This is a genomic window from Salinarimonas chemoclinalis, assembly GCF_041514305.1.
Lineage (GTDB): Bacteria > Pseudomonadota > Alphaproteobacteria > Rhizobiales > Beijerinckiaceae > Salinarimonas > Salinarimonas chemoclinalis.
This window is the reverse complement of the sequence record NZ_JBGMWH010000009.1, coordinates 133,220-155,439: the sequence shown is the minus strand read 5'-3', so window position 1 is coordinate 155,439 and position 22,220 is coordinate 133,220. Positions and strand designations below refer to the sequence as shown.

Here is a 22,220-nt window from a genome sequence, read left to right as displayed (position 1 = left end):
CGGGAAAATGGTGCCGCAAGAGGGACTCGAACCCCCGACCCCATCATTACGAATGACGTGCTCTACCACCTGAGCTATTGCGGCTGAAGGCGCGGCACCGAGGGGCCGTACGCTTTCGAGGCGCCCTCCATAAAGGGAGCCGACGTGGTTGGCAAGCGGCCCGCGGCGCCTTTTTCGCGCCGCGGGCGGCGGGGCGCTCAGCCGAAGAGGCGGAAGCGCCGCGGCCTGGGCTCTTCCTCGATGCCGGGATCGTCCGGCGCGCGGCCTGCGAACGGCGGCGCGTCGGTCTCCTCGGGCGCGGGCGCCGTCGTGGCGGGCACGGGCGCGGGGGCCGGCGTCTCCTCGACGCGGCGACCCGCGGCGATGGCCGAGGCGAGTTCGTCGCGCTCACGGCTCACCCAGCCCGGAGACGAGCCCGTGGCCGGGGCGGCGCTCGCTTGGCGCTCCGGCTGCGGGGACGCGGTCGGCTCCCCCTTCTCCGTGGTGACGATGGACGGGGCCGGTGCCGGCGTCTCGCGGCGGATCGGGTCGAAGCGCTTCTCCTCGACCGGTCCCGCCACGGGTGCCGGAGCCGTCGCGGGGGCGGGCTTCGGAGCCGGGGCGGGCGCCGGCTTCGCGACGTGGACCGGCTGCGGGCGGGGCGGCGGAGCCGGCTCCGGCGGGGGCTGCGGGACGAGCCGGGCGGCGTAGGCGCCCGTCGCCGCCGGTGCGGGCTTCGCGGCGGGCGCCGGGGCAGGAGCGGGTGCAGGCGCGGGTGCAGGCGAGACTGGGCGCACGGGCTCCTCGACACCGCTGGCGACGACGGCCGGAGCGACGACCGGCGACGCCTTCGCCGGGGCGGGCGCGGGCGAAGGCGCGGGCTCCGTGGGACGCTCCGGCGCACGCGCGGCGGAAGGCTCCACCGACGGCTTAGGCTCCGGCGCGAGCACCTGCGCCTCCTCCGTGCGGGGCGGCAGCGCCTCGGCCACCGGGGCGAGCGTCGCGCCGTGGTAGACGGGCGCCTCGAGCGAGGCGAGGGCGTCGTCCGGGCGCTGGTCGAGATCGCCGACGACCGAGTCGACCACCGTCGTCCCCACCATACCGAGCACCTCCGGCGGCTGCTTCCATTCGAAGGCGTCGAGACGACCGGTCGCGGGCGACATCGGCGCCCAGCGGTCGGAGACGATGCCGTCGGCGACCCAGGCCTTGTCGCGCGGGGCGTGGACGGCGCGGGCGAGCCATTCGCGCACCTTCACCGTGGGGCCGTGCTCGGCTCGCTCGATGTCGGCCATCAGCAGGCACACGCGCACGCTCGGGCGCTCGCCGACGAGCGGCTCGATGGTCTGGCGCGCCTGGGCGAAGTCGCGCGCGTCCAGAGCGGCGCGGCCGAGCGCGAGGCGGCCCTCCACGGACCATGTCGAGAGCGTGGCGAGCCGCTCGGCGCGCCTGAGCCGGTCGTGGGTGGAATCGCCGCTGCGCAAATGGGTGTAGACGTCCGCGATCTCCGGGTGCGGCGTGGTCTTCCAGGCGGTCTCGAGGATCTTCGCCGCCTTGCGCAATTCCAGGCGCTTCGACAGGATCCGCCCGGCGAGCGCGGCCGCCGGCGTCAGGTCCGGCGCGAGGCGCAGCGCCTCCTTGGCCTTCTGCAGTGCGGTCTCCTCGTCCTTCTCGCCGCGCGAGAGCGCGTCCGCCGTGAGCAGCACCGCGCGCTGGCGCTTTGCGGCGGCCTTGTCGACGAGGCCCAGCGCCGTGCGCCGCTCGACGACGTCGAGGGCGGCCGTCCAGTCGCCCCGGGCGACGTGGGATTCGAGCACCGCCTCGTTCGCCCAGGTGGCGGCCGGGGCGAGGCGGGACGCTTCCTGCGCGTAGGCGAGGGCCGCGTCGCGATCGTCGCGCTGGCGCGCCTCGACGTGCAGGCCGCGCAGGCCGAGCACGCGGGTCTCGTCGTTCTCCGCCATGGCGCGGAAGGCGCTCTCGGCCTCGCGGCGATCCCCGCTCATCTGCGCCGCCTGGGCACGCAGCAGCAGCACGAGGGGCTCGTCCGGGCGCAGGTACTTCTGCACCTCGCGGGCGTAGCGGCGTGCGGCCGCCTCGTCCCCTGCGCCGACGGCGACCATGCCGCGCGAGAGCGCGACGAGGCCCTTGCGGCGCTTCCGGTTCACGGAGGCCTCGGCCATCTTCTCGGGCGCCCGGAACAGCCAGCGGACGACGGCCTCCAGCAGCAGGAAGGCGAAGACCGCGATCACGAGCAGGATCGCCGCGACCGCGAGGCCGACGGAATAGCTCACGCCGTCCCAGACGAAGGCCACCCGTCCCGGCTGGTCCGCGAGCCAGATGGCGCCGGCGGCGAGCGCGGCGACGACGGCGAGGTAGAGGAGAACGCGCCACATGATCGGGCCTTCCTTACTGTGCCTGCGGCGCGAGCGCCGCGCTCGCCGCCTCGACGGCCGCTCGGGCCGCCTCGCCCGCGGCGATGCGCGCCGCCAGCAGATCGGCGAAGTCCTGTGATGCGGCGCGTCCGGCCTCGGGCAGCTCGCGCCAGGCGGCGAGCGCCGCCTCGAACTCGCCGAGCGCCAGCGCGCGCGCGACGTTCGCGGTGGGATCGAGCGCCGGCTCGCCGGGCGCCTCCAGCCCCTCGACGGGCTCGACGCGCACGGCGCGGGCGAACAGCCCCTCGAAGAACGAGCCGACGCCGTCCTGCGTCGGATCCTCGGGGGTGAGCGCGCGGCGCACCTGTGGGCCCGCCTCGGCGAAGGTGGCGCGCAGTTCCTCGGCCGTGGGGGCGCCCGTCTCGGCGAAGGGCGCGAGATCGGCGACGATCCCCTCGTCGATGCCGGTCTCCCGCAGCGTGCCGAGGGCGCCCGCGTAGGGCGTACCGGCCGGCAGAGCGCTCGCGACCGCGTTCGCAGCGGTGATGGCGAGGTAGGCCTGGCGGGTGGCCTGTCCCTCCGCGGCGACGCTCTCGCGCAGCGCCTGCATCTCGGATTGCGCCTCGCCGACGGCGGCGCGCGCCTCGTCGGCGGCGGCCGTCGCCTCGTCGATGCGCCCGACCTCCGAGCCGAAGCTGTCCAGGCGTGGGGCGATCTCCTCGTCGATTCGGGTGGCGAGCGCGGCGAGCCGCTCCTCCAGCTGCGCGATCCGCTCGACGCCGGGTGCCGCGGCGGCGATCTCCTCGGCGGCCTGGGCGGTCTCCTCCACCGCCTCGAGGCGGGCCTCGAGCGCGGCGAGCGTCTCCTCGGTCCCGGGCGCCGCCTGCACGGCCGTCTCCGCCTGCTGGCGCGCGGCCTCGGCGCTCTCGCCGGCCTGGGTCGCCCGCGTCTCGACCGCGGCGATGCGCGCCTCGATCGCGGCCATGTCGGCACCCTCGCGGAAGAGGGCGTCGTAGGCGACGAGCAGACCCGCGACCAGCACGGCGGCGGCGACGGCCGCGACGAGGCCGCCCGAGCCGCCGCGAGCCTGCTCCTCGGCCGGGGCCGCACGCGGCGACTCGACGGCCGCGGAGGCGGCGATCTCGTCCGTCGACGCGGCGGCCGACGGGGCCGGTACGGGCGCGGTGGGGGTGGGCGCGGTGGGGGTGGGCGTCGGCGACGCGTCGCTCTCCGGCGGCCGCGTCGCCCGGATGGCGGGCGTCGGCGCACCGACGGGCTTCGCCTCGACGGCCCTCTCCCCCGCGGGCTCGGCGGTCGCAGCGGCCGGCTTCGCCGCGGGAGGCGCCGGCGCGATCCGCTTCTCGTCGGTGACGATGACGGTCGTGGACGGCCGGGGCGTCGACCGCGCGGACGTGGACGGGGCGGATGTGGACGGGGTCGCCGTGGACGGGGTGGCCGCGCCCGGCTGCGCGCCCGGCGTGTTCGCCGCGGCCGTGCCGGCGGCCGAGGCGCTGCTCGCCGATGTGCCGTCGGCGGGCGGGCTCGCGGCGGCGTTCCCCGCCGTCGAGGCCTCGGCTGCGCCCGTGTCGCTCGCGGACGCCTTCGGCTCGCGCGACGCGTTGCCTTGGGACCGCTCGTCGCGGCCCGCTCGGGAGGAGGGTCTCTTCGTCACGTCGTCCTTCCGCCTGGTATGACCGCGTGGGGAACGCGGCGGCTCGTCTCGTCGGTCTACACCGTCGGATGCCCGGGTGGCACCTCGAACCTTAGCATTGGTTCAACGCACGGCGCGACATCTTGCTCCAAAGGCCACGCTCGCGGCGTCCGCAAAAACGCGAAGGAGCGCATCCTCCGAAGGTTCCGCGGCGACCGCGATCCGCGTCGCGCCCGCCGCACGCAAGGGTTCCGCGGCGTCCGCGGAGATCGCCGCATGGAGGAGCGAGCGCCCGTGGTCGGCGAGGCCGGCGCCGACGAGCGCCTCGACGAACAGCGTCGCGCTGCGTCTGGAATAGTGGAGCACGGCATCGACCGCGCCCGCCGCCAGCGCCGCGCCGGCGGCCGCGTCGAGCGGAACCGGCGCGGCCTCGTAGGCGGGCCAGGCCGCGACCGCGTATCCGCCGGCGCGCAGGCTCGCGTCGGGCTCCGCCTTGCGGTCGCGCCCCCCGACGTGGAGGAAGCGCGTGCCGGGGCCGAACGTCGCGCGCACGCGCGCGATCATCGACACGGCGTCGCCCTCCGCGGTCGCCACGTCGACGCCGCCCGCGTCGCGCACGGCCTCCGCCGTGCGCTCGCCCACCGCGAGGATCGGGGTGCGCGCGAGATCGAGCCCGGCACGCGCGAGGAAAGGTGCCGCCTTGGCGCTCGTCACCAGCACCGCGTCGAACGGCCCCGTCGGGGCCGGCTCGCCGGTGGCGCGGGTCTCGATCAGCGGCGCGGAGAGCGTGGAGAAGCCCTCCGCCCGGAGGCGTGCGGTGGTGCGGCGCGCGTCCTCCGCGGCGCGGCAGACGAGGACCAGTGGCGGCGCCGGCGTCTCTCCCGTCACCCGGCGTGCCCCGTGAAGAACCCCGCCGGCAGCCGCGCCTTGATCCGCGCGCCGAGCTCGGCGCCCAGCCGGGCGGCGTCGGCGAGCGGCGCCTCTGCCTCGTCCTCGACCGATTCCGATCCGTCCGGGCGCAGGACGAGGCCCTTGAGCCGGATGCGGTCGCCGTCGAGGCGCGCGTGGCCGGCGATCGGCGTGCGGCAGGACCCGTCCAGCACGCCGAGGAAGGCGCGCTCGGCGGCGAGCTGCACGCCCGTCGGCGCGTCGCAGATCGCGGCGACGGCCGCATGGGCCGCCTCGTCGCCCTCGCGCACGACGAGGGCGATGGCGCCCTGTGCCACCGCGGGCAGGAAGGCGTCGATGTCGAGCGCCGCCGAGGCGTGGTGCGCGAGGCCGAGCCGGTTGAGGCCGGCCATGGCCAGCAGCGTCGCGCCGTACTCGCCCGCCTCGATCTTGGCGAGCCGCGTGCCGACGTTGCCGCGCAGGAGCGCCACCTCGAGATCGGGCCGCAGCCGCCGCACCAGCGCCTGGCGGCGCAGGGAGGCGCTGCCGACGACCGTACCGGCGGGCAGCGCCTCGAACGACGTCGCGCCCGCGGGTCCGCCCTTGCAGATCAGCGCGTCGCGCACGTCCTCGCGCGGCAGGAAGCCGGCGATGACGAGGCACGGCGGCAGGTCGTTCGGCAGGTCCTTGCCGGAATGGACCGTGACGTCGGCGCGGCCCGCGAGCTGGGCCTCGTCGATCTCCTTGGTGAACAGGCCCTTGCCGCCGGCCTCGGAGAGCGCGCGGTCCTGGATCATGTCGCCCGAGGTCTTGATCACCTCGAGCGGCAAGCGTTCCGGCGCGATGCCCAGAGCCTCCGAGAGCCGCCTTTGCGTCTCCCGGGCCTGGGCGAGCGCGAGCGGGCTGCCGCGGGTGCCGATGACGAAGGCCGTGCTCTTGTCGCGCGCCGCGCCGGTGGTCATGTCGTGTATTCTCCCCTCGCGCGCGTTCCAATCGGCGCGGGCGGGGACTATAGGTGCGCCGCACGGGGTGCGGAAGTTCGGGGAAGGCACGATCCGCCGCCCCGCGACCGAGCGGTCTTGGGCGAGCGAGAGAACCGGCGAGGCGAGCATGCGCGTTCTGGGCATCGAGACGACCTGCGACGAGACCGCGGCCGCGGTCGTCGGCCTCGCCGAGGGCGGGCGCGGGGCCGTGCTCTCGAACGAGGTGCTCTCGCAGATCGCCGAGCACGCGGCCTATGGCGGCGTCGTCCCCGAGATCGCGGCGCGCGCCCACGTCGAGGTGGCGGACCGGCTCGTCGCCCGGGCGCTGGCGAAGGCCGGCACCGATCTCGACGGCATCGACGCCATCGCCGCCGCCGCTGGGCCGGGGCTGATCGGCGGGGTGATCGTCGGGCTGACCACGGCGAAGGCGCTCGCGCTCGTCGCGGGCAAGCCGCTGATCGCCGTCAACCACCTCGAGGCGCATGCGCTGACGGCGCGGCTCACGGACGGGATCGCCTTTCCCTACCTGCTCCTCCTCGTGTCGGGCGGCCACACCCAGCTCCTCGCCGTGCGGGGCGTGGGAGACTACGTCCGTCTGGGCGCCACGATCGACGACGCCATCGGCGAGGCCTTCGACAAGGTCGCGAAGCTGCTCGGCCTCGCCTATCCCGGCGGGCCCGAGGTCGAGCGCATGGCGCGCTCCGGCGATCCCGAGCGCTTCGCCCTGCCGCGCCCCCTCTCGGGCCGCCGTACGCCGGACTTCTCGCTCTCGGGCCTCAAGACCGCCGTGCGGCTCGAGGCCGAGCGCATCGCGCCCCTCTCGGACCAGGACGTCGCGGACCTGTGCGCCTCGTTCCAGACGGCGATCGTCGACGTCGTGGTGGACCGCACCCGCGTGGCGCTGCGCGCCTTCCAGGCGATCGCGCCGCGGCCGTCCGCGCTCGTCGTCGCTGGAGGAGTCGCGGCGAACGGGGCGGTGCGGCGCGGGCTGCAGCGGCTCGCGACCGAATCGGGGCTGCGCCTCGTCGCGCCGCCGCTCGACCTGTGCGGCGACAACGGCGCGATGATCGCCTGGGCCGGGCTCGAGCGCTTCCGCCTCGGTCTCACGGACGACCTCGACGCGCCGGCGCGCGCCCGCTGGCCGCTCGCCACCGCGCCCGCCCCCGACCTGCCCGCGCCCGACCTGCCCGAGGCGGGGAGCGCATGACCGGCGCGCCGCTCGGCATCGTCGGCGCCGGGGCCTGGGGCACGGCGCTCGCCAACGCCGCCGCGGCGGCGGGCGCGCCCGTCGTGCTGTGGACGCGCGACCCCGACCACGCGCGGGAGATGGCGCAGACGCGGACCAACGACCGGCATCTACCCGGCGTCCCGCTCGCGGACCCGGTGCGCCCGACGAGCGCGCTCACCGAACTCTCCGGCTGCGACGCGCTCCTCCTCGTCGTGCCGGCCCAGGCGGTGCGCGAGGTCACGACCGCGCTCGCGCTGGTCCTCCCGGTCCACGCGCCCCTCGTGATCTGCGCCAAGGGCGTCGAGCGGGAGACCGGCTTCTTCCTCTCCGACGTGGTGGCGGATCTGCGGCCGGGCTCGCCGGTCGGCGCGCTGTCGGGCCCGAGCTTCGCGCACGACGTCGCGATCGGGCTGCCCACCGCGGTGACGCTCGCCGCGCCCGATCCGCTGCTCGCCGCGGGCCTCGCGGCGCGGCTCTCGGGGCGGACGCTGCGGGTCTACCACGCGCTCGACCTGCGCGGCGTCGAGATCGGCGGGGCGGGCAAGAACGTGCTCGCCATCGCCTGCGGCGCCGCGATCGGCCGGGGGCTCGGCGAGAGCGCGCGCGCCGCGCTCACCGCCCGCGGCTTCTCCGAGCTGATGCGCTTCGCGCGCGCCTACGGCGGACGGGCCGAGACCCTGATGGGGCTGTCGGGCCTCGGCGACGTGGTGCTCACCTGCGCCTCGCCGCACTCGCGCAACTTCGCCTTCGGCGAGCGCCTCGGGCGCGGCGTGCCGGTTACGGAGGCCGCCGGCGGCAGGCTCGTGGAGGGCGCCGCCACCGCGGACGCACTCGTCGCGCTGGCGCGGGCGCGCGGCCTCGAGATGCCGGTCTGCGCGGCGGTCGCCGCGCTCGTCGCCGGGCGCGCGGGCCTCGACGAGACGATGGACGCGCTGATGAGCCGGCCGTTGAAGGCCGAGGATTGAAACCGGGACGACGGGGGGTGCGAGAGAGATGGCGTATTGGCTCTACAAGTCCGAGCCGGACGTGTGGTCGTGGCAGCAGCAGGTCGAGGCCGGCGCCGCCGGCACGCACTGGAACGGCGTGCGCAACCACGTCGCCAAGCAGAACCTGATGGCGATGAAGGTCGGCGAGCGCGGCTTCTTCTACCACTCCAACACGGGCAAGGAGATCGTCGGCATCGTCGAGGTGATCCGGGAGTACTATCCCGACCACACCGACGCCTCGGGCAGGTTCGGCATGGTCGACGTCAAGGCCGTCGAGCCCCTGCCGCGCCCGGTGACGCTCGACGCGATCAAGGCCGAGCCGCGGCTGAAGGACATGATCCTGGTGAACAACTCCCGCCTCTCCGTGCAGCCGGTGACGGAGGCGGAGTGGGCGATCGTGCGGGAGATGGGGGGAATGTGAGGGGAGGGCGGCGCGTGCCGGCCGGGGCCGGAGCGTGGGGATGCGGTCGAGCGCGTCGCCGAGCTCGCGCCTGGACGAACCGCAACGGATCTGCTCTCGCGAAAGGTCCGCGCGACGATGCGAACGAGTTCACACCCGCCGTCACCGCCGCGCGCCGCCCGGCGCATTCACGGGCCGCGTCTGCTTCGGAACACCGTGCGCGAGGTCCGAGACCGCGACCACCCGTCCCACGAAAGCCGCGACCGCGCCCCCTCGGTCCACGACGACTCCCTCGTCGGCGAGCCGCTCTCGCTGCTCCGCCGCGCGTCCGCCCGCCTTCGACGGACCCAGCGTCCCGTCCGCCGCGACCACGCGATGCCACGGGACGGTCTCGCGTTCCGAGGGGCCGAGGGTCGCCAGGATGTAGGCGACGTGGCGAGGCATCACGTCGAGATGCGCGCCGATGTCCGCATAGGTCGCGAGCCTCCCCTCGGGGATCGCCCGGGAGATGGCGAGCACGTCCGTCTTGATCCGCGCATAGAACGGCGATGCCATCGGCGCCCCCAATCGGCCATCATCGCGAGAAACCCCGCCCCCGCGCGGCCGTTGCCTCGGTGACCATCCACGATACGAGAAGGAGGCCGCCATGGCCAAGGCCGGCAAGGGAATGGGGCACGACACCGTCCGCCACGCGCAGCACGTCGCGGACGTGCCCGAGAATGTGACGCGCGAGGACGAGCTCGCGTCGAAGCGCATGGGCGACAACCAGCTCCACGGCGAGGATCAGCTGCGCGAGCACAACGAGCGCCATGCGCAGGCCGGGGCGCGCACGGACCGCCCGCAGACCGACGACTTCGTCGAGAAGCACGAAACCGGGCTGCGCTCGAGCAAGGTCGCGCCCTCGAAGGAGGAGTTCGACAAGGAGATGCGCAAGCCCTGAGCGCCCTCACGCCTCCGCGGCTTGCTCCACCACCACGCGCCCGTCGCGCAGGCCGAGCATCAGCCCGCCCTGCTTGAGCGCGAGCGCGCGCTCGCCGAACAGCGTGCGGCGCCAGCCGTGGAGCGCGGGCACGTCGGCGGCGTCGTCCTCGGCGATGGCCTCGAGGTCGTCGACGGTGGCGACGATCTTGGTCGCCACGCCCTCCTCCTCGCACACCGCCTTGAGCAGGACCTTGAGCAGGTCCACCGTGGCCCCGGTCTGCCCGCGGCCGCCGCGGCGCTCGGGCATCACGACCGTCGCGGGATCGCGGTCGAGGCCCTGCTTCACGGCGGCCAGCACGGGCTCGGCGGCGCGGGAGCGCTCGAAACCGTTGGGCAGGGCGCGCAGGCGGCCGAGCGCGGCGGCGTCGCGCGGTTGGGTGACCGCGATCTCGACGACGGCGTCGTCCTTCATCACGCGCTGGCGAGGCACGTCGCGCGTCTGCGCCTCGCGCTCGCGCCAGGCGGCGACCTCGATCAGGACAGCGAGTTCGCGCGCCTTGCGCACGCGCCCGGCGAGCCGGCGATAGGCGGTCTCCGGCTCGGCGGCGTAGGTCTCCGGCGAGGTGAGGACGGCCATCTCCTCCTCGAGCCAGGAGCGCCGCCCGGTCTCGGCGAGCTTGGCCTCGAGCGCGTCGTAGACGGCGACGAGGTGGGTGACGTCCGAGAGCGCGTAGGCGAGCTGCGCGTCCGACAACGGCCGGCGCGACCAGTCCGTGAAGCGCGACGACTTGTCGATGCGCGCCTTGGCGAGATCGTTGGCGAGCTGCTCGTAGGAGACCGAATCGCCGTAGCCGCAGACCATCGCCGCGACCTGCGTATCGAACAGCGGCGCCGGGATCAGCCGCCCGAGGATCCAGACGATCTCCAGGTCCTGGCGCGCCGAGTGGAAGACCTTCACCACCGCCTCGTTCGCCATCAGCGCGAGGAAGGGCGCGAGGTCGAGGCCCGGCGCCAGCGGGTCGACGAGGATCGCCTCCTCCCGGCTCGCCATCTGGATCAGGCAGAGCTTGGGATAATAGGTCGTCTCGCGCATGAATTCCGTGTCGACCGTGACGAACGGGCTCGCGGCGAGACGCGTGCATGCGGCGGCGAGGCCGTCGGTATCGGTGATCAGCTCCATGCACGCGTCATAGCGGAGAACGCGCGCCCGCGCCAAGGGTCGTGGCGGGGGCGGGGGTTGCGACATCCCGCCCTCGCCGGGGCTCCGCCGATGCCTCGCGCGCCCCGCCGCCGAGCACGAGCACGTTGCCCCCCACGATCACGGCCGCGCCGGCGACGACGAGCGGCGTCGGCTCGAGCCCCTCGAACAGCGCGGAGGCGACGATGGCCACGAGCGGTGCGAGCGCCAGCGTGTAGGCGGCCCGCGCCGGCCCGAGGCGGCGCACCAGGGCGAAGTACATCAGGAAGGCGAGGCACGAGGCCGCGAGCGCGAGGTGGAGCAGGCCCGCGATCCAGGCCGGGCTCGGGTCGAAGAGCACGATCGGGCGGTCCGCGCCGGCGGCGGTCCAGGCGACGGCTAAGGCGGCGCCGGCGAGCGCGCCCCACGTCATGGTCGCGAGCGTCGGCAGGCCCCGTGCCTGGTTGCGCGCGCCGGCCACCGTGCCGGCGGCGGTCGAGGCGGCGGCGACGAAGGCGAAGCCGAGCCCCGCGAGGCTCCCGGACGCGCCCGCGTCGAGCCGGGCGAGCTCCGGCGCGAAGACGAGGCCGAGCCCGCCGACGCCGCAGGCGAGGCCGGCGAGCGCGCGCCACGAGAGGGGCGCCTTCAGGAACAGCCGGGCCAGCAGCGCCGCGACGATCGCCGACGTCGACAGGACGAGCGCGGCGATGCCACTCGGGACGAGCCGCGTCGCCTCGTAGAAGGCGATGAAGTTCAGCCCGAAGAAGAGCACGCCCTGGAGGACGACGAAGGGCACGTCGCGGGCCTCGAGCCGCAGCCGCGTGCGCGTCGCCGCCGCCAGCGCGAGCATGACGGCGAAGACGATCAGCATGCGCCACGCCACCGACAGCGCGGCGGGCACCGCGACGGCCTGCGTCGTCGTGACGATGGCGGAGGAGCCCCACAGGAACGCCGTGGCGGCGAACATCAGGGCTGCGACGAGCTGCGTACGATCCTTCGGCATCGGGGTGTTCCTGGGTACGGGGCGCTCGCCATAAGCTAGCATATTGCAAATATATCGCAGGTTTTGTGTCGTGCAAAGCACGAATGCCGTGCAGCCTCTGCCCTTGCGATGACCACCCCCGCGGCGGCATGCTCTCTCCGCCCCCGCAGGGAAGTCGAGAAACGAGCCGCGAATCACCATGACCGACGAGACGTCGCCCCGAGACGATGCGTCGCCGCTGGCGCTGGAGGCCTGGCTGCCCTACCGGCTCTTCATCGTCTCCGCCCGGGTGGCGGCGCTGCTCGAGAGCCACTACGGGCCGACCTACGGCCTGACGCAAGCGTCCTGGCGGGCGCTCGCCGTGATCGGGGACAGGCCCGGGCTCAGCGCGGGGGAGATCGCGCGGGCCGCGGGGCTCGACCAGTTCGCGACGAGCCGGGCGATCGCGCACCTGATGAAGCTCGGCTTCGCCACGCGTGCGAGCGCGAGCCGCGACCGCCGCCGGGCCAGCCTCTCCCTGACGCGCGCGGGCGCCGACGCCTTCGCGGACATCGCGCGCCTGGCGGGGGCGATCGAATCGGCGCTCGAGGCGAGCCTCTCCGCCGCCGAGCGGCGCGCCCTCGACGGTGCCCTCGCGCGGCTCGACGAGGCCTCCGCCGCGATCGCCGCGAGAGGCTTGCGCGGGCTGCAGTCCGGCTGATCGCATCGTGTTGCGCTGCCACATATTTCGGCATGGAAAGCAACATTTCGGCAGCCGGACCGGTGGGCGAGGCAAGAGCGTTCGTAGAACGAAGCGGATCGAAAGCTCCCTTGGAGTTCATTCGCGATCATTTCCCCCGCGCCAGTGACCCCTCGTTCATCCCGTGGGCGGGGTGGATTTGCCTTTTGCGGTGCGATGCTCTAACTAGACCACCATCATCACGGCACGCGCATCGCAACGGGGAGCCACGACTATGTGGCGCCGCATCCCGGCCGCGCGAGTCCATGCCGGATGCGCGCCTGCCGGCGCGCGCCTCACAGAGGAGATACGCCTCTTGACGTTCGACACAGCAGCACGCCGCCCCGACGAGACTCGGCCCGCGGTCTTCGACACCATCGCCGTGATCGGCGGCGGGTCGTGGGGCACCGCGCTCGCGCTCACCGCCTGGCGCGCCGGACGGCGCGTCAGGCTGTGGGCGCGCGAGGAGCACGTGGTCGACGCGGTCGCCCGCGAGCGCCGCAACCCCTTCCTGCCGAACGCCGACATTCCCGACGACGTCATCGTCACCAATGCGATGGAGGAGGCGCTCGCGGGCGCGGATCTCGTCGTGCTCGTCAGCCCCTCGCAGCATCTGCGCACGGTGGCGACCCGGGTCGAGCCGCTGCTTCCGGCGGAGGTTCCCGTCGTGATCTGCGCCAAGGGCATCGAGCGCGAAACCGGGCTCCTGATGGGCGAGGTGATCGAGGCGGTGATGCCCGGCCGCGAGATGGCGGTCCTCTCCGGGCCGACCTTCGCCGGGGAGGTCGCGCAGGACATGGCGACCGGCGTCACGATCGCCGCCACCGAGGACGGCTTCCGGGACGGCCGCTTCCACGACGGCCACCTCGCCGCGCGGGTCGCCGTCACCTTCGCCAGCGAGTCGTTCCGGCCCTGGGTCTCCGACGACGTCCGCGGCGTCGAGATCGGCGGGGCGGCCAAGAACGTCATCGCCATCGCCTGCGGCGTCGCCGAGGGGCTCGGCCTCGGCTCGAACGCGCGGGCGATGATCATCACCCGCGGGCTCGCCGAGATCACCGAGCTCGGGCTCGCCGTCGGCGCGCGGCTCGAGACGCTGCTCGGGCTCGCCGGCGCGGGCGACCTGATGCTCACCTGCTCGTCCACGCAATCGCGCAACTTCAGCTACGGCAAGGCGCTCGGCGCCGGCGAGGCGGCGGTGCGCCGCGCCGACGGCCCGGTGGTCGAGGGCGCGGAGAACGCCCAGTCGGTCGTGGCGCTCGCCCGGCGGCTCGGCGTGCCGATGCCGGTCTGCGAGACCGTGCTCGCCATCCTCGACGGCGCTCCGGTCTCCGCGTCGATGAAGGAGCTCATGCTGGCCGATCTCCATCCGGAGGCCGTGGGCGCACGCGACGACTGGACGACTCCGCATCCCGCCCGCATCGACGAAGAAGAGGAGCGCCACTGCGCATGAACGCCCCGACGATCCCCGCCCCGTCGCTCGTCCTCGCGACCGACCTCGACGGAACCTTCCTCGGCGGCTCGGACGAGCAGCGCGCCGCCCTCTACGAGCAGCTCTCGGCTCGCGAGGACGCGCTCCTCGTCTTCGTGACGGGCCGCGACATCGACTTCATCGCCGAGCTGATCGAGACGCCCGGCATGCCGCGTCCGCACTTCATCGTCGGCGACATCGGCACGTCGGTCTACGACGGCGTCTCGCTGCAGCCGTGGGAGGAGTTCGAGGCGCCGATCCGCGAGGCCTGGGGCTACGCGGGCGCGCGCGTGCGCGCGCTGCTGGCCGACGAGCCGGGCCTGGTGATCCAGGACACGCCCTTCCGCTACCGGGTCAGCTACGACTACGACCCCGCGCTGCTGACCCCCGCGAGCCGGGCGAAGGTCGAGGCGGCGGGCTTCGACTGCATCGTGTCCGCAGGACGCTTCTTCGACGTGGTGCCCAAGGGCGTCAACAAGGGCACGACGCTCAGCCGCTTCGTGCGCACGCTCGGCCTCGACCCCGCGACGGTGCTCGCCGCCGGCGACACGATGAACGACTACGCCATGCTGGCGGAGGGCTTCAACGCGGTGGCCGTCGGCAACTCCGAGGAGCCGCTGGTGCGCGCGATCCAGGGCCTCGCCCACGTCTACCACTCGCCCCATCCCGGCGCGGCCGGCATCGCCGACGCGCTGCGTCATTTCGAGCTCACGGGAGAAACGGCAGGAGAACGCGCATGAGCGGATCCCCCCTCGTCATCGTCTATCATCGCCAGCCCCTCGAGGAGGTGACGGTCGACGGCAAGATCCACTATCGCACGAACAAGAGCCCCAACGGCATCGTCCCGACGCTCAAGAGCTTCTTCAACCATCTCGGCGAGGAGGCGGGCTCCTGGGTCGCGTGGAAGACGTTCGACCCCGAGGTCGGCGTCGACTTCGAGAAGGTCGTGACCGTCGAGGACCCGTTCGGCGACTACCGTGTCTCGCGCCTGCCGCTCACCAAGGAGCAGGTGGAGAGCTTCTACCACGTCACCTCCAAGGAGGCGCTGTGGCCGATCCTGCACTCGTTCCCGGATCGCTATCGCTACGACAATGTGGACTGGGAGACGTTCCGCGAGGTGAACCGCGCCTTCGCCGAGGCGGCCGCCGAGGAAGTCGCCGACGACGGGCTGGTGTGGGTGCACGACTACAATCTGTGGCTCGTGCCGCTCTATCTGCGCCGGATCAAGCCCGACGTGAAGATCGCCTTCTTCCATCACACGCCCTTCCCGGGGCCGGACGTGTTCAACGTGCTGCCCTGGCGGCGCGAGATCATCAACAGCTTGCTGGACTGCGACCTCGTCGGCTTCCACCTGCCGCGCTACGCGCGCAACTTCGCCGAGGTCGCCCGCTCCCTGATGGGCGCGACGATGGGCGCGGCGATCCCCGTCGACCCGGCGCTCGCGACACCCGGCATGGCGCTCTCCGAGCCGGACGTGCCCGAGAAGGTCACGTTCGAGGGCCGCGACGTTCTGCTGGGCGTCGCGCCGGTTGGATGCAACGCGTCGCTGGTCGGCTCGATCCTGGCCACGCCGGAGAACCAGGACCTGCAGAAGCAGCTCCTCGACGAGCTCGACGGCCGGCGCCTGATCATGACGGTGGGCCGCACGGACTACACCAAGGGCATGGTCGAGAGCCTGTGCGCCTTCGAGCGCCTGCTCGAGCGCCGTCCCGAGCTGATCGGCAAGGTGAAGATGCTCGCCACGTCGGTGCGCGCCGCCGCGCAGATGACCGTCTACGAGGGCACGCAGCGCGACATCGAAGGGCTCGTCGGGCGCATCAACGGACGCTTCTCGACGCTGGACTGGACGCCCGTCGTCCTGTTCGGGCAGGCGATTCCGTTCGAGAAGCTGGTCGCGTACTACGCCATCGCGGACGTGTGCCTCACGGCGCCCCTGCGCGACGGGCTCAACCTCGTCGCCAAGGAGTACGTGGCGTCGAAGGCGGGCAACCCGGGCGTCCTCATCCTCTCGGAGTTCGCCGGCTGCGCCGTCGAGCTGCCGCAGGCGATGCTGACGAACCCGTATTCCAACCGCTCCCTCGACAACGCGCTCGACACCGCGCTCGCCACCCCGGCGGACGAGGCGGCGGCGGCGATGGCTGCCATGGCGAAGGAGGTCGCGACCTACGACCTCGGCCATTGGGCCGCCGTGACGCGTGCGCAGTTCACGAAGATCGATCGCTTGCGTGGACAGGCGCCGGCTGAAGCGGCGGCGTGAGCCCGGCCGCGATGCGCGGCGGCGTTGCCGCGGGTGCGTTTCGAGGCTATATTGCGGTCGTGGAGTGGAGGAGGAGAGTTTCCTCTCCCCCTCCGTTTTCATCGCCCTAGCGCCAAGCGGAAGACGAGGCTCCAGCTCGTCTTCCGCGTCCTGCGCAGGGTGATGGACACGCTGACGCGTGGGAAGCCCCACATCATCGCATATCCTCCATCGATCGAGCGAGGCAGTCGCCCGCAGGCGACGGGAGCCCATACCCCGCCGCGGGACGCTGGCCCGTCCTTGGCCTTCCGCTCGATTGCGCGAACGTAGTCGTTCCAATTCTGCATGGCCAGACGGAGCGCGCAATTCCGTCGATTTTCGACGCGTATTCGGCGTGTGGAGTTTGCCGCCAGCGTCGTCCGTGCTATGCTTCGGCCCGGAGTGGGGAAGGAGAGTTTCCTCTCCTCCCCCGTTTTCACCACTCCAGCGCTAAGCGGAAGACGAGGGCCATTCTCGTCTTCCGCATGCGGCGCAGGGTGATGGACACGCTGATGCGTGGGAAGTCCCACATCATCGCACATCCTCCATGGATCGAGCGAGGCTGTCGCCCGCAGGCGGCGGGAGCCGATCTCCCGCCGCAGGACGCTGGCCCGTCCTTGGCGTTCCGCTCGACGAGGCGAGCTTAGCCGCACCGCCTGGGTCATGCCAGCCGAGAAGTAGCACTTTCGCAGTTCAGTCGACATATGGTGTTTCGACCGCTGTCGCTGACGGCGTGACCTGATTTGCGTTTCGCCGCGATCTGCCCCATCTGAGACGCCACGTTCCCCACGAGCCCGATCGCTCCACCGATGACCGATGCCGCACGCCCCGCCGCCGCCGATCCCGCCTCGGCGCGTCGCACCTTCGCCATCATCTCGCACCCGGATGCGGGCAAGACGACGCTGACGGAAAAGCTCCTCCTGTTCGGCGGCGCGATCCAGCTCGCCGGCGAGGTGAAGGCCAAGCGCAACCGCGTCTCCACCCGCTCGGACTGGATGGCGATCGAGAAGAGCCGCGGGATCTCCGTCGTCACCTCGGTGATGACGTTCGAGTACGGCGGGCACGTCTTCAACCTGCTCGACACGCCGGGCCACGAGGACTTCTCGGAGGACACCTACCGCACGCTGACCGCGGTCGACTCCGCCGTGATGGTGATCGACGCCGCCAAGGGCATCGAGGCGCGCACGCGCAAGCTGTTCGAGGTCTGCCGGCTGCGCGACATCCCGATCGTCACCTTCGTCAACAAGATGGACCGCGAGACGCGCGACCCCTTCGACCTCCTCGACGAGATCGAGAAGACGCTCGCGCTCGACATCGCGCCAGTGACCTGGCCGATCGGGCGCGGACGCGCCTTCGCGGGCACCTACGACCTCGTGGCGAATACCGTTCGCCGCCTCGACGACGAGGTGACGCCGACCCCGGTCACCGGCCCCGACGATTCGCTCTTCGACGCGCTCCTGCCCGATGCGGCCGAGCGCGCGGTCTTCCGCGAAGAGGTGGAGCTCGCCCGCGAGGGCCTCAAGCGCTTCGATCTGCAGGCCTTCCGCGAGGGGCACCTGACGCCGGTTTTCTTCGGCTCCGCGCTGCGGAACTACGGCGTGCGCGACCTGATCGACTCCCTCGGCCGCGTCGCGCCCCCGCCCCGCGCGCAGGAGGCGGACGGGCGCGCGGTCGAGGCGAGCGAGCCGAGGATGACCGGCTTCGTCTTCAAGATCCAGGCGAACATGGACCCGAACCACCGCGACCGCATCGCCTTCATGCGGGTGTGCTCGGGCAGGCTCCAGCGCGGCATGAAGGCGAAGCTCGTGCGCACCGGCAAGCCGATCACGCTGTCGGCGCCGCAGTTCTTCTTCGCGCAGGATCGCGCGGTGGCGGACGAGGCCTATGCGGGGGACGTGGTCGGCATCCCCAACCACGGAACGCTCAGGATCGGGGATACGCTCACCGAGGGCGAGGATCTCGTCTTCCGCGGCGTGCCGTCCTTCGCCCCGGAGATCATGCGCCGCGTGAAGCTGTTCGACGCCATGAAGGCGAAGAAGCTCAAGGAGGCGCTCCAGCAGCTCGGCGAGGAGGGCGTCGTCCAGCTCTTCGTGCCGCACGACGGCTCCGGCGCCATCGTCGGCGTCGTCGGTGCACTGCAGCTCGACGTGCTCAAGGAGCGGCTCCAGGCGGAATACTCCCTGCCGATCGACTACGAGCAGACCCGCTTCTCGGTGTGCCGCTGGATCGCGTCGGACGACGAGAGGAAGCTCGACGAGTTCATGACCGCCAACCGCTCGGCCATGGCGGACGATCTCGACGGGGCGCCGGTCTTCCTCGCGCCCTCGGCCTTCTCGCTGCGCTACGACGAGGAGCGCTGGCCGCAGATCCGCTTCACCGACATCAAGGACTACCAGAAGAAGGCCGCCTGAGCCGCGCGCTCCCCGGCTCCGAAATGCGGAACGCCGCACCCCGAGGGGCGCGGCGTTCGTCGTTCGAGCAGAAGGCTCGGACCGGGTTCGGATCAGGCGCGACCGGCGCCCGCGAACTCGGGGTAGGCTTCGACGCCGACCTCGAGCTTGTCGAGGCCCGCCATCTCCTCCTCCTTCGACACGCGCAGGCCGGTGGCCATCTTGAGCACGTACCAGACGATTCCCGAGGCGACGAAGGCGAAGGCGCCGATCGAGACCACGCCGATGAGCTGCGTGACGAAGCTCGTACCCTCGGTGGACAGCGGCACCACCATCGTGCCCCAGATGCCGGCGAGGAGGTGGACCGGGATGGCGCCCACCACGTCGTCGATCTTCAGCTTGTCGAGCAGCGGCACCGCGAAGACCACGATCGCGCCGCCGACGGCACCGATCAGGATCGCCAGGGGCACCGACGGATCGAGCGGGCCGGCGGTGATCGAGACGAGGCCCGCGAGCGCGCCGTTGAGCGCGATGGTGAGGTCGACCTTCTTGTAGACGATCTGGCAGAGGATCATCGCGGCCACCACGCCCGCCGCGGCGGCGAGGTTGGTGTTCATGAAGATCTTGGCCACCGCCGAGGCGTCGGAGATCGTGCCCAGGGCGAGCTGGGAGGCGCCGTTGAAGCCGAACCAGCCGAGCCAGAGGATGAACGTGCCGAGCGTGGCGAGCGGCATCGAGGAGCCCGGCAGCGGCATCACCTTGCCGTCGGCCGTGTACTTGTCCGTGCGTGCGCCGATGATGAGCGCGCCCGCGAGCGCGGCCCAGCCGCCGACCGAGTGCACCAGCGTCGAGCCGGCGAAGTCGGAGAAGCCCATCTCGTAGAGCCAGCCCGCGCCCCACTGCCAGGAGCCGGTGATCGGGTAGATGATGCCCGTGAGCACGGCCACGAAGATGAAGAACGGCCACATCTTGGTGCGCTCGGCGATGGTGCCGGACACGATCGAGGCGGTCGTCGCGCAGAACACCATCTGGAAGAACCAGTCGGACGCCGCGGCGTAGCCGTCGCCCGCGACCTCGGCGTCGGGAGCCGGGATCGACTTGGGCGTGAACGAGCCGAAGAAGCCGCCGTCGACGCCGTCGTACATCAGGTTGTAGCCGACCACCCAGAACATCAGGCCGGCAATGGAGTACAGGCCGATGTTCTTGAGGCACTGCATGGAGACGTTCTTCGAACGCACCATGCCGGCCTCGAGCATCGCGAAGCCCGCGGCCATCCACATCACGAGGAAGCCGCCGATCAGGAACAGCAGCGTGTTGAAGACGAAGGCCGTGTCGCCGGCGACCGCGTACTCGACCGCCTCGGCGGCTTCGGGTGCGGCGTCCTGCGCGACGGCGGCCGTGGCGAGCACGACGAGCGCGAGCGTCGAGGCGGCCGCCTTGGTCAGGATGGAAGGTATCATTCGGAAAACTCCTCCGATCGAATGGGAAACGAGCGCGGGGCGCGCGCTCAGAGCGCGTCGCCGTCGGTCTCGCCGGTGCGGATCCGCACCGCCTTCTCCAGCGGCACGACGAAGATCTTGCCGTCGCCGATCTGGCCGGTCCGGGCGGCGTTGGCGATCGCCTCGATCGCCGAGGCGACGAGGTCGGCGGGGACCGCCACCTCGATCTTGATCTTGGGCAGGAAGCTCACGGCGTACTCGGCGCCGCGGTAGATCTCGGTGTGTCCCTTCTGCCGGCCGTAACCCTTCACCTCGGTCACGGTAAGGCCGTGCACGCCCAGAGCGGTGAGCGCGTCGCGCACCTCCTCGAGCTTGAACGGCTTGATGACGGCCATCACGATCTTCATGGGCAAGCCCCCTTGGATCCCGACGGGACGTTCCCCGCCGGCCGGTTGCGCGAACCACGGGGCACGGCGGCCCCGGGTGGTCGCGTCTCGTTAATCAAGGGGCGTGCCAAGTCCGCCGCGGTGTCCGGGAAAATCCGAATCCTCGCGTTGCGGCGGAACTTTTCGAAGGGCGGGGGCAGGGGCGGCCCGGGCGGGTCGGCGGGCGGCGGGCTTGATGAAAACGAAGGCAGCTATGGCTGCTCGAAAAATGGGCAGAAAGAGCAGCCGGAGGTCAGGTTCGGCGGCATCGTCGGAGGGCCCGGGGCACGCGGCGGCGTCCCGGGCGGAGGGCGACCGGATATCCGGTCGAAAGCCCGATCGCAGACCCGATCAGAGACCCTGCTGGGTCACGAACTTCGTCGTCAGGTAGGCGTCGAGCGCCTCGACGCCGCCTTCCGAGCCGTAGCCGGAATCCTTCATGCCGCCGAAGGGCGTCTCCGGCAGCGCCACGCCGTGGTGGTTGATCGAGACCATGCCGCTCTCGATCCCCGCCGCCAGCGCCGAGGCGGTCTGCGCGGAGCTGGTGTAGGCGTAGGCGGCGAGCCCGTAGGGCAGGCGGTTCGCCTCCGCGATCGCCTCGTCGCGATCCCTGAAGCGATTGATCGAGGCGACCGGCCCGAAGGGCTCCTCGTTCATGATGCGCGCGTCGCGCGGCACGTCGGTGAACACGGTCGGCTCGAAGAAGAAGCCCTGGTTGCCGATGCGCTTGCCGCCGGTGCGCAGCGTCGCGCCCTTCTCGACCGCGTCGGCGACGAGCGTCTCCATCGCCTCGATGCGCCGGGCGTGGGCGAGGGGACCCATCTTGGTCTGCGGGTCGAGGCCGTTGCCGACGGTCAGGTTCCTGGAGATGTCGACGAAGCCGTCCACGAAGCGGTCGTAGACCGTCTCGTGCACGAGGAAGCGGGTCGGCGCGATGCAGACCTGGCCGGCGTTGCGGTACTTGTTGGCGGAGAGCACCGAGAGCGCCTTGTTCACGTCGGCGTCCTCGAACACGATCGCGGGGGCGTGGCCGCCGAGTTCCATCGTCGCGCGCTTCATGTGCTGCCCGGCGAGCGCGGCGAGGTGCTTGCCCACCGCCGTCGAGCCCGTGAAGGAAATCTTGCGGATCACCGGCGAGGGAATGAGGTATTCCGAGATCTCGGACGGGACGCCGAAGACGAGCTGCAGCGCCTCGCCGGGCACGCCCGCGTCGAGGAAGCAGCGCACCATCTCCATGCACGAGGCCGGCGTGTCCTCGGGACCCTTGAGGATCACCGAGCAGCCGACCGACAGGCCCGCGGCGACCTTGCGCATGGCCTGGTTGATCGGGAAGTTCCAGGGCGTGAAGGCGGCGACCGGCCCGACGGGCTCCTTCATGACGAGCTGGAGCACGTCGCCGGAGCGCGGCGGGATCACCCGCCCGTAGGCGCGCCGGCCCTCCTCGGCGAGCCAGTCGCAGGTGTCGGCCGCGCCGAGCGTCTCGACGCGCGCCTCTGCCAGCGGCTTGCCCTGCTCCATCGTCATGATGGTGGCGATGGTCTCGGCGCGCTCGCGCAGGAGGTCTGCCGCCTTGCGCAGGATCTTGTAGCGATCGAAGGCGCCGACCTTGCGCCAGGCCGCGAAGCCGGCGTCGGCGGCGGCGAGCGCCTCGTCGAGATCGGCGGTGCCGGCCTTCGGCAGCGCGCCGATCGTCTCGCCGGTCGCCGGGTCGATCACGGGGAGCGTCGCCCCGTCCATGGCGGGGCGCCAGGCGCCGGCGATCTGCAGGGCGAGCTTCGGATAGGCGACGTCGGGCATGGGTTCTCGTCCTCGGGCTCGTTCGGGATTGCGTCTCGCCTCCCTCCTAGCAAACGGGGCGCGGGGGCGCGAGGGTCCGGCGGAGCCGCGCCGAGCACAGCCGCCGTGCGTTCGTGCGCGATCGCCCGCGCGCGGCGTGCGCTT

The 22,220-nt window shown here is 72.5% G+C and carries 20 protein-coding genes and 1 tRNA gene; 10 read left to right on the top strand and 11 right to left on the bottom strand.

The window, feature by feature from the left end; genetic code table 11:
• Positions 1 to 8: 8 nt before the first annotated feature.
• The 3 genes from AB9M23_RS15325 to AB9M23_RS15315 form a co-directional block, all read right to left on the bottom strand.
• Positions 9 to 84, bottom strand: a tRNA-Thr gene (locus AB9M23_RS15325).
• A 113-nt stretch (positions 85 to 197) separates the two neighbouring features.
• Complete coding sequence (locus AB9M23_RS15320; protein WP_372425425.1) at positions 198 to 2,369, bottom strand: heme biosynthesis protein HemY; 2,172 nt, start codon at positions 2,367 to 2,369, stop codon at positions 198 to 200.
• Positions 2,370 to 2,382: 13 nt separating this feature from the next.
• Entirely contained in the window at positions 2,383 to 3,390 is a 1,008-nt protein-coding gene (locus tag AB9M23_RS15315; RefSeq protein ID WP_372425424.1) for a hypothetical protein, read from the bottom strand.
• A 157-nt stretch (positions 3,391 to 3,547) separates the two neighbouring features.
• On the opposite strand from AB9M23_RS15315, the gene AB9M23_RS15310 reads away from it, so the two are divergent.
• Positions 3,548 to 4,042, top strand: a complete 495-nt coding sequence (locus tag AB9M23_RS15310; protein WP_372425423.1) for a hypothetical protein — start codon at positions 3,548 to 3,550, stop codon at positions 4,040 to 4,042.
• A gap of 80 nt (positions 4,043 to 4,122) precedes the next feature.
• On the opposite strand, the gene AB9M23_RS15305 is transcribed toward AB9M23_RS15310, so the two are convergent.
• Both AB9M23_RS15305 and hemC read right to left on the bottom strand, forming a co-directional pair.
• Entirely contained in the window at positions 4,123 to 4,887 is a 765-nt protein-coding gene (locus AB9M23_RS15305) for a uroporphyrinogen-III synthase (RefSeq protein ID WP_372425422.1), read from the bottom strand.
• The gene (gene hemC, locus AB9M23_RS15300; protein WP_372425421.1) at positions 4,884 to 5,849 is read right to left on the bottom strand and encodes a hydroxymethylbilane synthase; all 966 of its coding nucleotides are present in this window, start codon (positions 5,847 to 5,849) and stop codon (positions 4,884 to 4,886) included. The genes AB9M23_RS15305 and hemC overlap by 4 nt, the downstream gene beginning before the upstream one ends.
• A 148-nt stretch (positions 5,850 to 5,997) precedes the next feature.
• On the opposite strand from hemC, the gene tsaD reads away from it, so the two are divergent.
• Genes tsaD through AB9M23_RS15285 form a run of 3 tightly spaced genes read left to right on the top strand, consistent with a single transcriptional unit; the run spans position 5,998 to position 8,505 of the window.
• A complete protein-coding gene (tsaD, locus tag AB9M23_RS15295) occupies positions 5,998 to 7,077 on the top strand; it encodes a tRNA (adenosine(37)-N6)-threonylcarbamoyltransferase complex transferase subunit TsaD (protein WP_372425420.1) in 1,080 nt (359 codons plus the stop codon).
• Positions 7,074 to 8,063, top strand: coding sequence for an NAD(P)H-dependent glycerol-3-phosphate dehydrogenase (locus AB9M23_RS15290; RefSeq protein WP_372425419.1), 990 nt, complete (start codon positions 7,074 to 7,076; stop codon positions 8,061 to 8,063). Before tsaD ends, AB9M23_RS15290 begins: the two co-directional genes overlap by 4 nt.
• Positions 8,064 to 8,091: 28 nt before the next feature.
• Complete coding sequence (locus AB9M23_RS15285) at positions 8,092 to 8,505, top strand: EVE domain-containing protein (RefSeq protein ID WP_372425418.1); 414 nt, start codon at positions 8,092 to 8,094, stop codon at positions 8,503 to 8,505.
• A gap of 141 nt (positions 8,506 to 8,646) precedes the next feature.
• Here the strand turns inward: AB9M23_RS15285 and AB9M23_RS15280 are convergent, their stop codons facing one another.
• On the bottom strand, positions 8,647 to 9,039 hold the full coding sequence (locus tag AB9M23_RS15280) for an MGMT family protein (protein WP_372425417.1): 393 nt from the start codon (positions 9,037 to 9,039) through the stop codon (positions 8,647 to 8,649).
• 91 nt (positions 9,040 to 9,130) lie between these two features.
• Here AB9M23_RS15280 and AB9M23_RS15275 point away from each other — a divergent pair, with 91 nt between their 5' ends.
• On the top strand, positions 9,131 to 9,424 hold the full coding sequence (locus tag AB9M23_RS15275; protein ID WP_372425416.1) for a hypothetical protein: 294 nt from the start codon (positions 9,131 to 9,133) through the stop codon (positions 9,422 to 9,424).
• 6 nt (positions 9,425 to 9,430) lie between these two features.
• Here the strand turns inward: AB9M23_RS15275 and rnd are convergent, their stop codons facing one another.
• A complete protein-coding gene (gene rnd / locus AB9M23_RS15270; protein ID WP_372425415.1) occupies positions 9,431 to 10,585 on the bottom strand; it encodes a ribonuclease D in 1,155 nt (384 codons plus the stop codon).
• Between the two features lie 7 nt (positions 10,586 to 10,592).
• Complete coding sequence (locus AB9M23_RS15265; protein WP_372425414.1) at positions 10,593 to 11,585, bottom strand: DMT family transporter; 993 nt, start codon at positions 11,583 to 11,585, stop codon at positions 10,593 to 10,595.
• Between the two features lie 178 nt (positions 11,586 to 11,763).
• On the opposite strand from AB9M23_RS15265, the gene AB9M23_RS15260 reads away from it, so the two are divergent.
• The 5 genes from AB9M23_RS15260 to AB9M23_RS15240 all read left to right on the top strand — a co-directional run bounded on the left by AB9M23_RS15260 (position 11,764) and on the right by AB9M23_RS15240 (position 18,436).
• Positions 11,764 to 12,264, top strand: coding sequence for a MarR family winged helix-turn-helix transcriptional regulator (locus tag AB9M23_RS15260; RefSeq protein WP_372425413.1), 501 nt, complete (start codon positions 11,764 to 11,766; stop codon positions 12,262 to 12,264).
• A gap of 334 nt (positions 12,265 to 12,598) precedes the next feature.
• Positions 12,599 to 13,732 (top strand): NAD(P)H-dependent glycerol-3-phosphate dehydrogenase, encoded by a 1,134-nt coding sequence (locus tag AB9M23_RS15255; protein ID WP_372425412.1) that lies wholly within the window; start codon positions 12,599 to 12,601, stop codon positions 13,730 to 13,732.
• Positions 13,729 to 14,490 (top strand): HAD family hydrolase, encoded by a 762-nt coding sequence (locus tag AB9M23_RS15250; RefSeq protein ID WP_372425411.1) that lies wholly within the window; start codon positions 13,729 to 13,731, stop codon positions 14,488 to 14,490. Before AB9M23_RS15255 ends, AB9M23_RS15250 begins: the two co-directional genes overlap by 4 nt.
• Positions 14,487 to 16,007 carry a glucosylglycerol-phosphate synthase gene (ggpS, locus tag AB9M23_RS15245; RefSeq protein WP_372425410.1) on the top strand — a complete coding sequence of 507 codons (1,521 nt, stop codon included), beginning with the start codon at positions 14,487 to 14,489 and terminating at the stop codon, positions 16,005 to 16,007. Before AB9M23_RS15250 ends, ggpS begins: the two co-directional genes overlap by 4 nt.
• Positions 16,008 to 16,834: 827 nt before the next feature.
• Entirely contained in the window at positions 16,835 to 18,436 is a 1,602-nt protein-coding gene (locus AB9M23_RS15240) for a peptide chain release factor 3 (protein ID WP_372425409.1), read from the top strand.
• Between the two features lie 92 nt (positions 18,437 to 18,528).
• Here AB9M23_RS15240 and amtB read toward each other — a convergent pair whose 3' ends face one another.
• From amtB to AB9M23_RS15225, 3 genes are all read right to left on the bottom strand, one after another.
• Positions 18,529 to 19,875: an ammonium transporter AmtB gene (gene amtB / locus AB9M23_RS15235; protein WP_372425408.1), complete on the bottom strand. Its 1,347-nt coding sequence runs from the start codon at positions 19,873 to 19,875 to the stop codon at positions 18,529 to 18,531.
• Between the two features lie 47 nt (positions 19,876 to 19,922).
• Positions 19,923 to 20,261, bottom strand: coding sequence for a P-II family nitrogen regulator (locus tag AB9M23_RS15230; protein WP_372425407.1), 339 nt, complete (start codon positions 20,259 to 20,261; stop codon positions 19,923 to 19,925).
• 369 nt (positions 20,262 to 20,630) lie between these two features.
• Entirely contained in the window at positions 20,631 to 22,076 is a 1,446-nt protein-coding gene (locus tag AB9M23_RS15225) for an NAD-dependent succinate-semialdehyde dehydrogenase (RefSeq protein WP_372425406.1), read from the bottom strand.
• Between the last annotated feature and the right edge of the window lie 144 nt (positions 22,077 to 22,220).

What these genes read in the sequence shown, in the direction of transcription:
- AB9M23_RS15280 (WP_372425417.1), bottom strand. Translation starts at nt 9,039, where the DNA reads ATGGCATCGCCGTTCTATGCGCGGATCAAGACGGACGTGCTCGCCATC.
- AB9M23_RS15290 (WP_372425419.1), top strand. Translation starts at nt 7,074, where the DNA reads ATGACCGGCGCGCCGCTCGGCATCGTCGGCGCCGGGGCCTGGGGCACG.
- AB9M23_RS15230 (WP_372425407.1), bottom strand. Translation starts at nt 20,261, where the DNA reads ATGAAGATCGTGATGGCCGTCATCAAGCCGTTCAAGCTCGAGGAGGTG.
- AB9M23_RS15260 (WP_372425413.1), top strand. Translation starts at nt 11,764, where the DNA reads ATGACCGACGAGACGTCGCCCCGAGACGATGCGTCGCCGCTGGCGCTG.
- AB9M23_RS15250 (WP_372425411.1), top strand. Translation starts at nt 13,729, where the DNA reads ATGAACGCCCCGACGATCCCCGCCCCGTCGCTCGTCCTCGCGACCGAC.
- tsaD (WP_372425420.1), top strand. Translation starts at nt 5,998, where the DNA reads ATGCGCGTTCTGGGCATCGAGACGACCTGCGACGAGACCGCGGCCGCG.
- AB9M23_RS15265 (WP_372425414.1), bottom strand. Translation starts at nt 11,585, where the DNA reads ATGCCGAAGGATCGTACGCAGCTCGTCGCAGCCCTGATGTTCGCCGCC.
- amtB (WP_372425408.1), bottom strand. Translation starts at nt 19,875, where the DNA reads ATGATACCTTCCATCCTGACCAAGGCGGCCGCCTCGACGCTCGCGCTC.
- AB9M23_RS15285 (WP_372425418.1), top strand. Translation starts at nt 8,092, where the DNA reads ATGGCGTATTGGCTCTACAAGTCCGAGCCGGACGTGTGGTCGTGGCAG.
- AB9M23_RS15320 (WP_372425425.1), bottom strand. Translation starts at nt 2,369, where the DNA reads ATGTGGCGCGTTCTCCTCTACCTCGCCGTCGTCGCCGCGCTCGCCGCC.
- AB9M23_RS15240 (WP_372425409.1), top strand. Translation starts at nt 16,835, where the DNA reads ATGACCGATGCCGCACGCCCCGCCGCCGCCGATCCCGCCTCGGCGCGT.
- AB9M23_RS15275 (WP_372425416.1), top strand. Translation starts at nt 9,131, where the DNA reads ATGGCCAAGGCCGGCAAGGGAATGGGGCACGACACCGTCCGCCACGCG.
- rnd (WP_372425415.1), bottom strand. Translation starts at nt 10,585, where the DNA reads ATGGAGCTGATCACCGATACCGACGGCCTCGCCGCCGCATGCACGCGT.
- hemC (WP_372425421.1), bottom strand. Translation starts at nt 5,849, where the DNA reads ATGACCACCGGCGCGGCGCGCGACAAGAGCACGGCCTTCGTCATCGGC.
- ggpS (WP_372425410.1), top strand. Translation starts at nt 14,487, where the DNA reads ATGAGCGGATCCCCCCTCGTCATCGTCTATCATCGCCAGCCCCTCGAG.
- AB9M23_RS15225 (WP_372425406.1), bottom strand. Translation starts at nt 22,076, where the DNA reads ATGCCCGACGTCGCCTATCCGAAGCTCGCCCTGCAGATCGCCGGCGCC.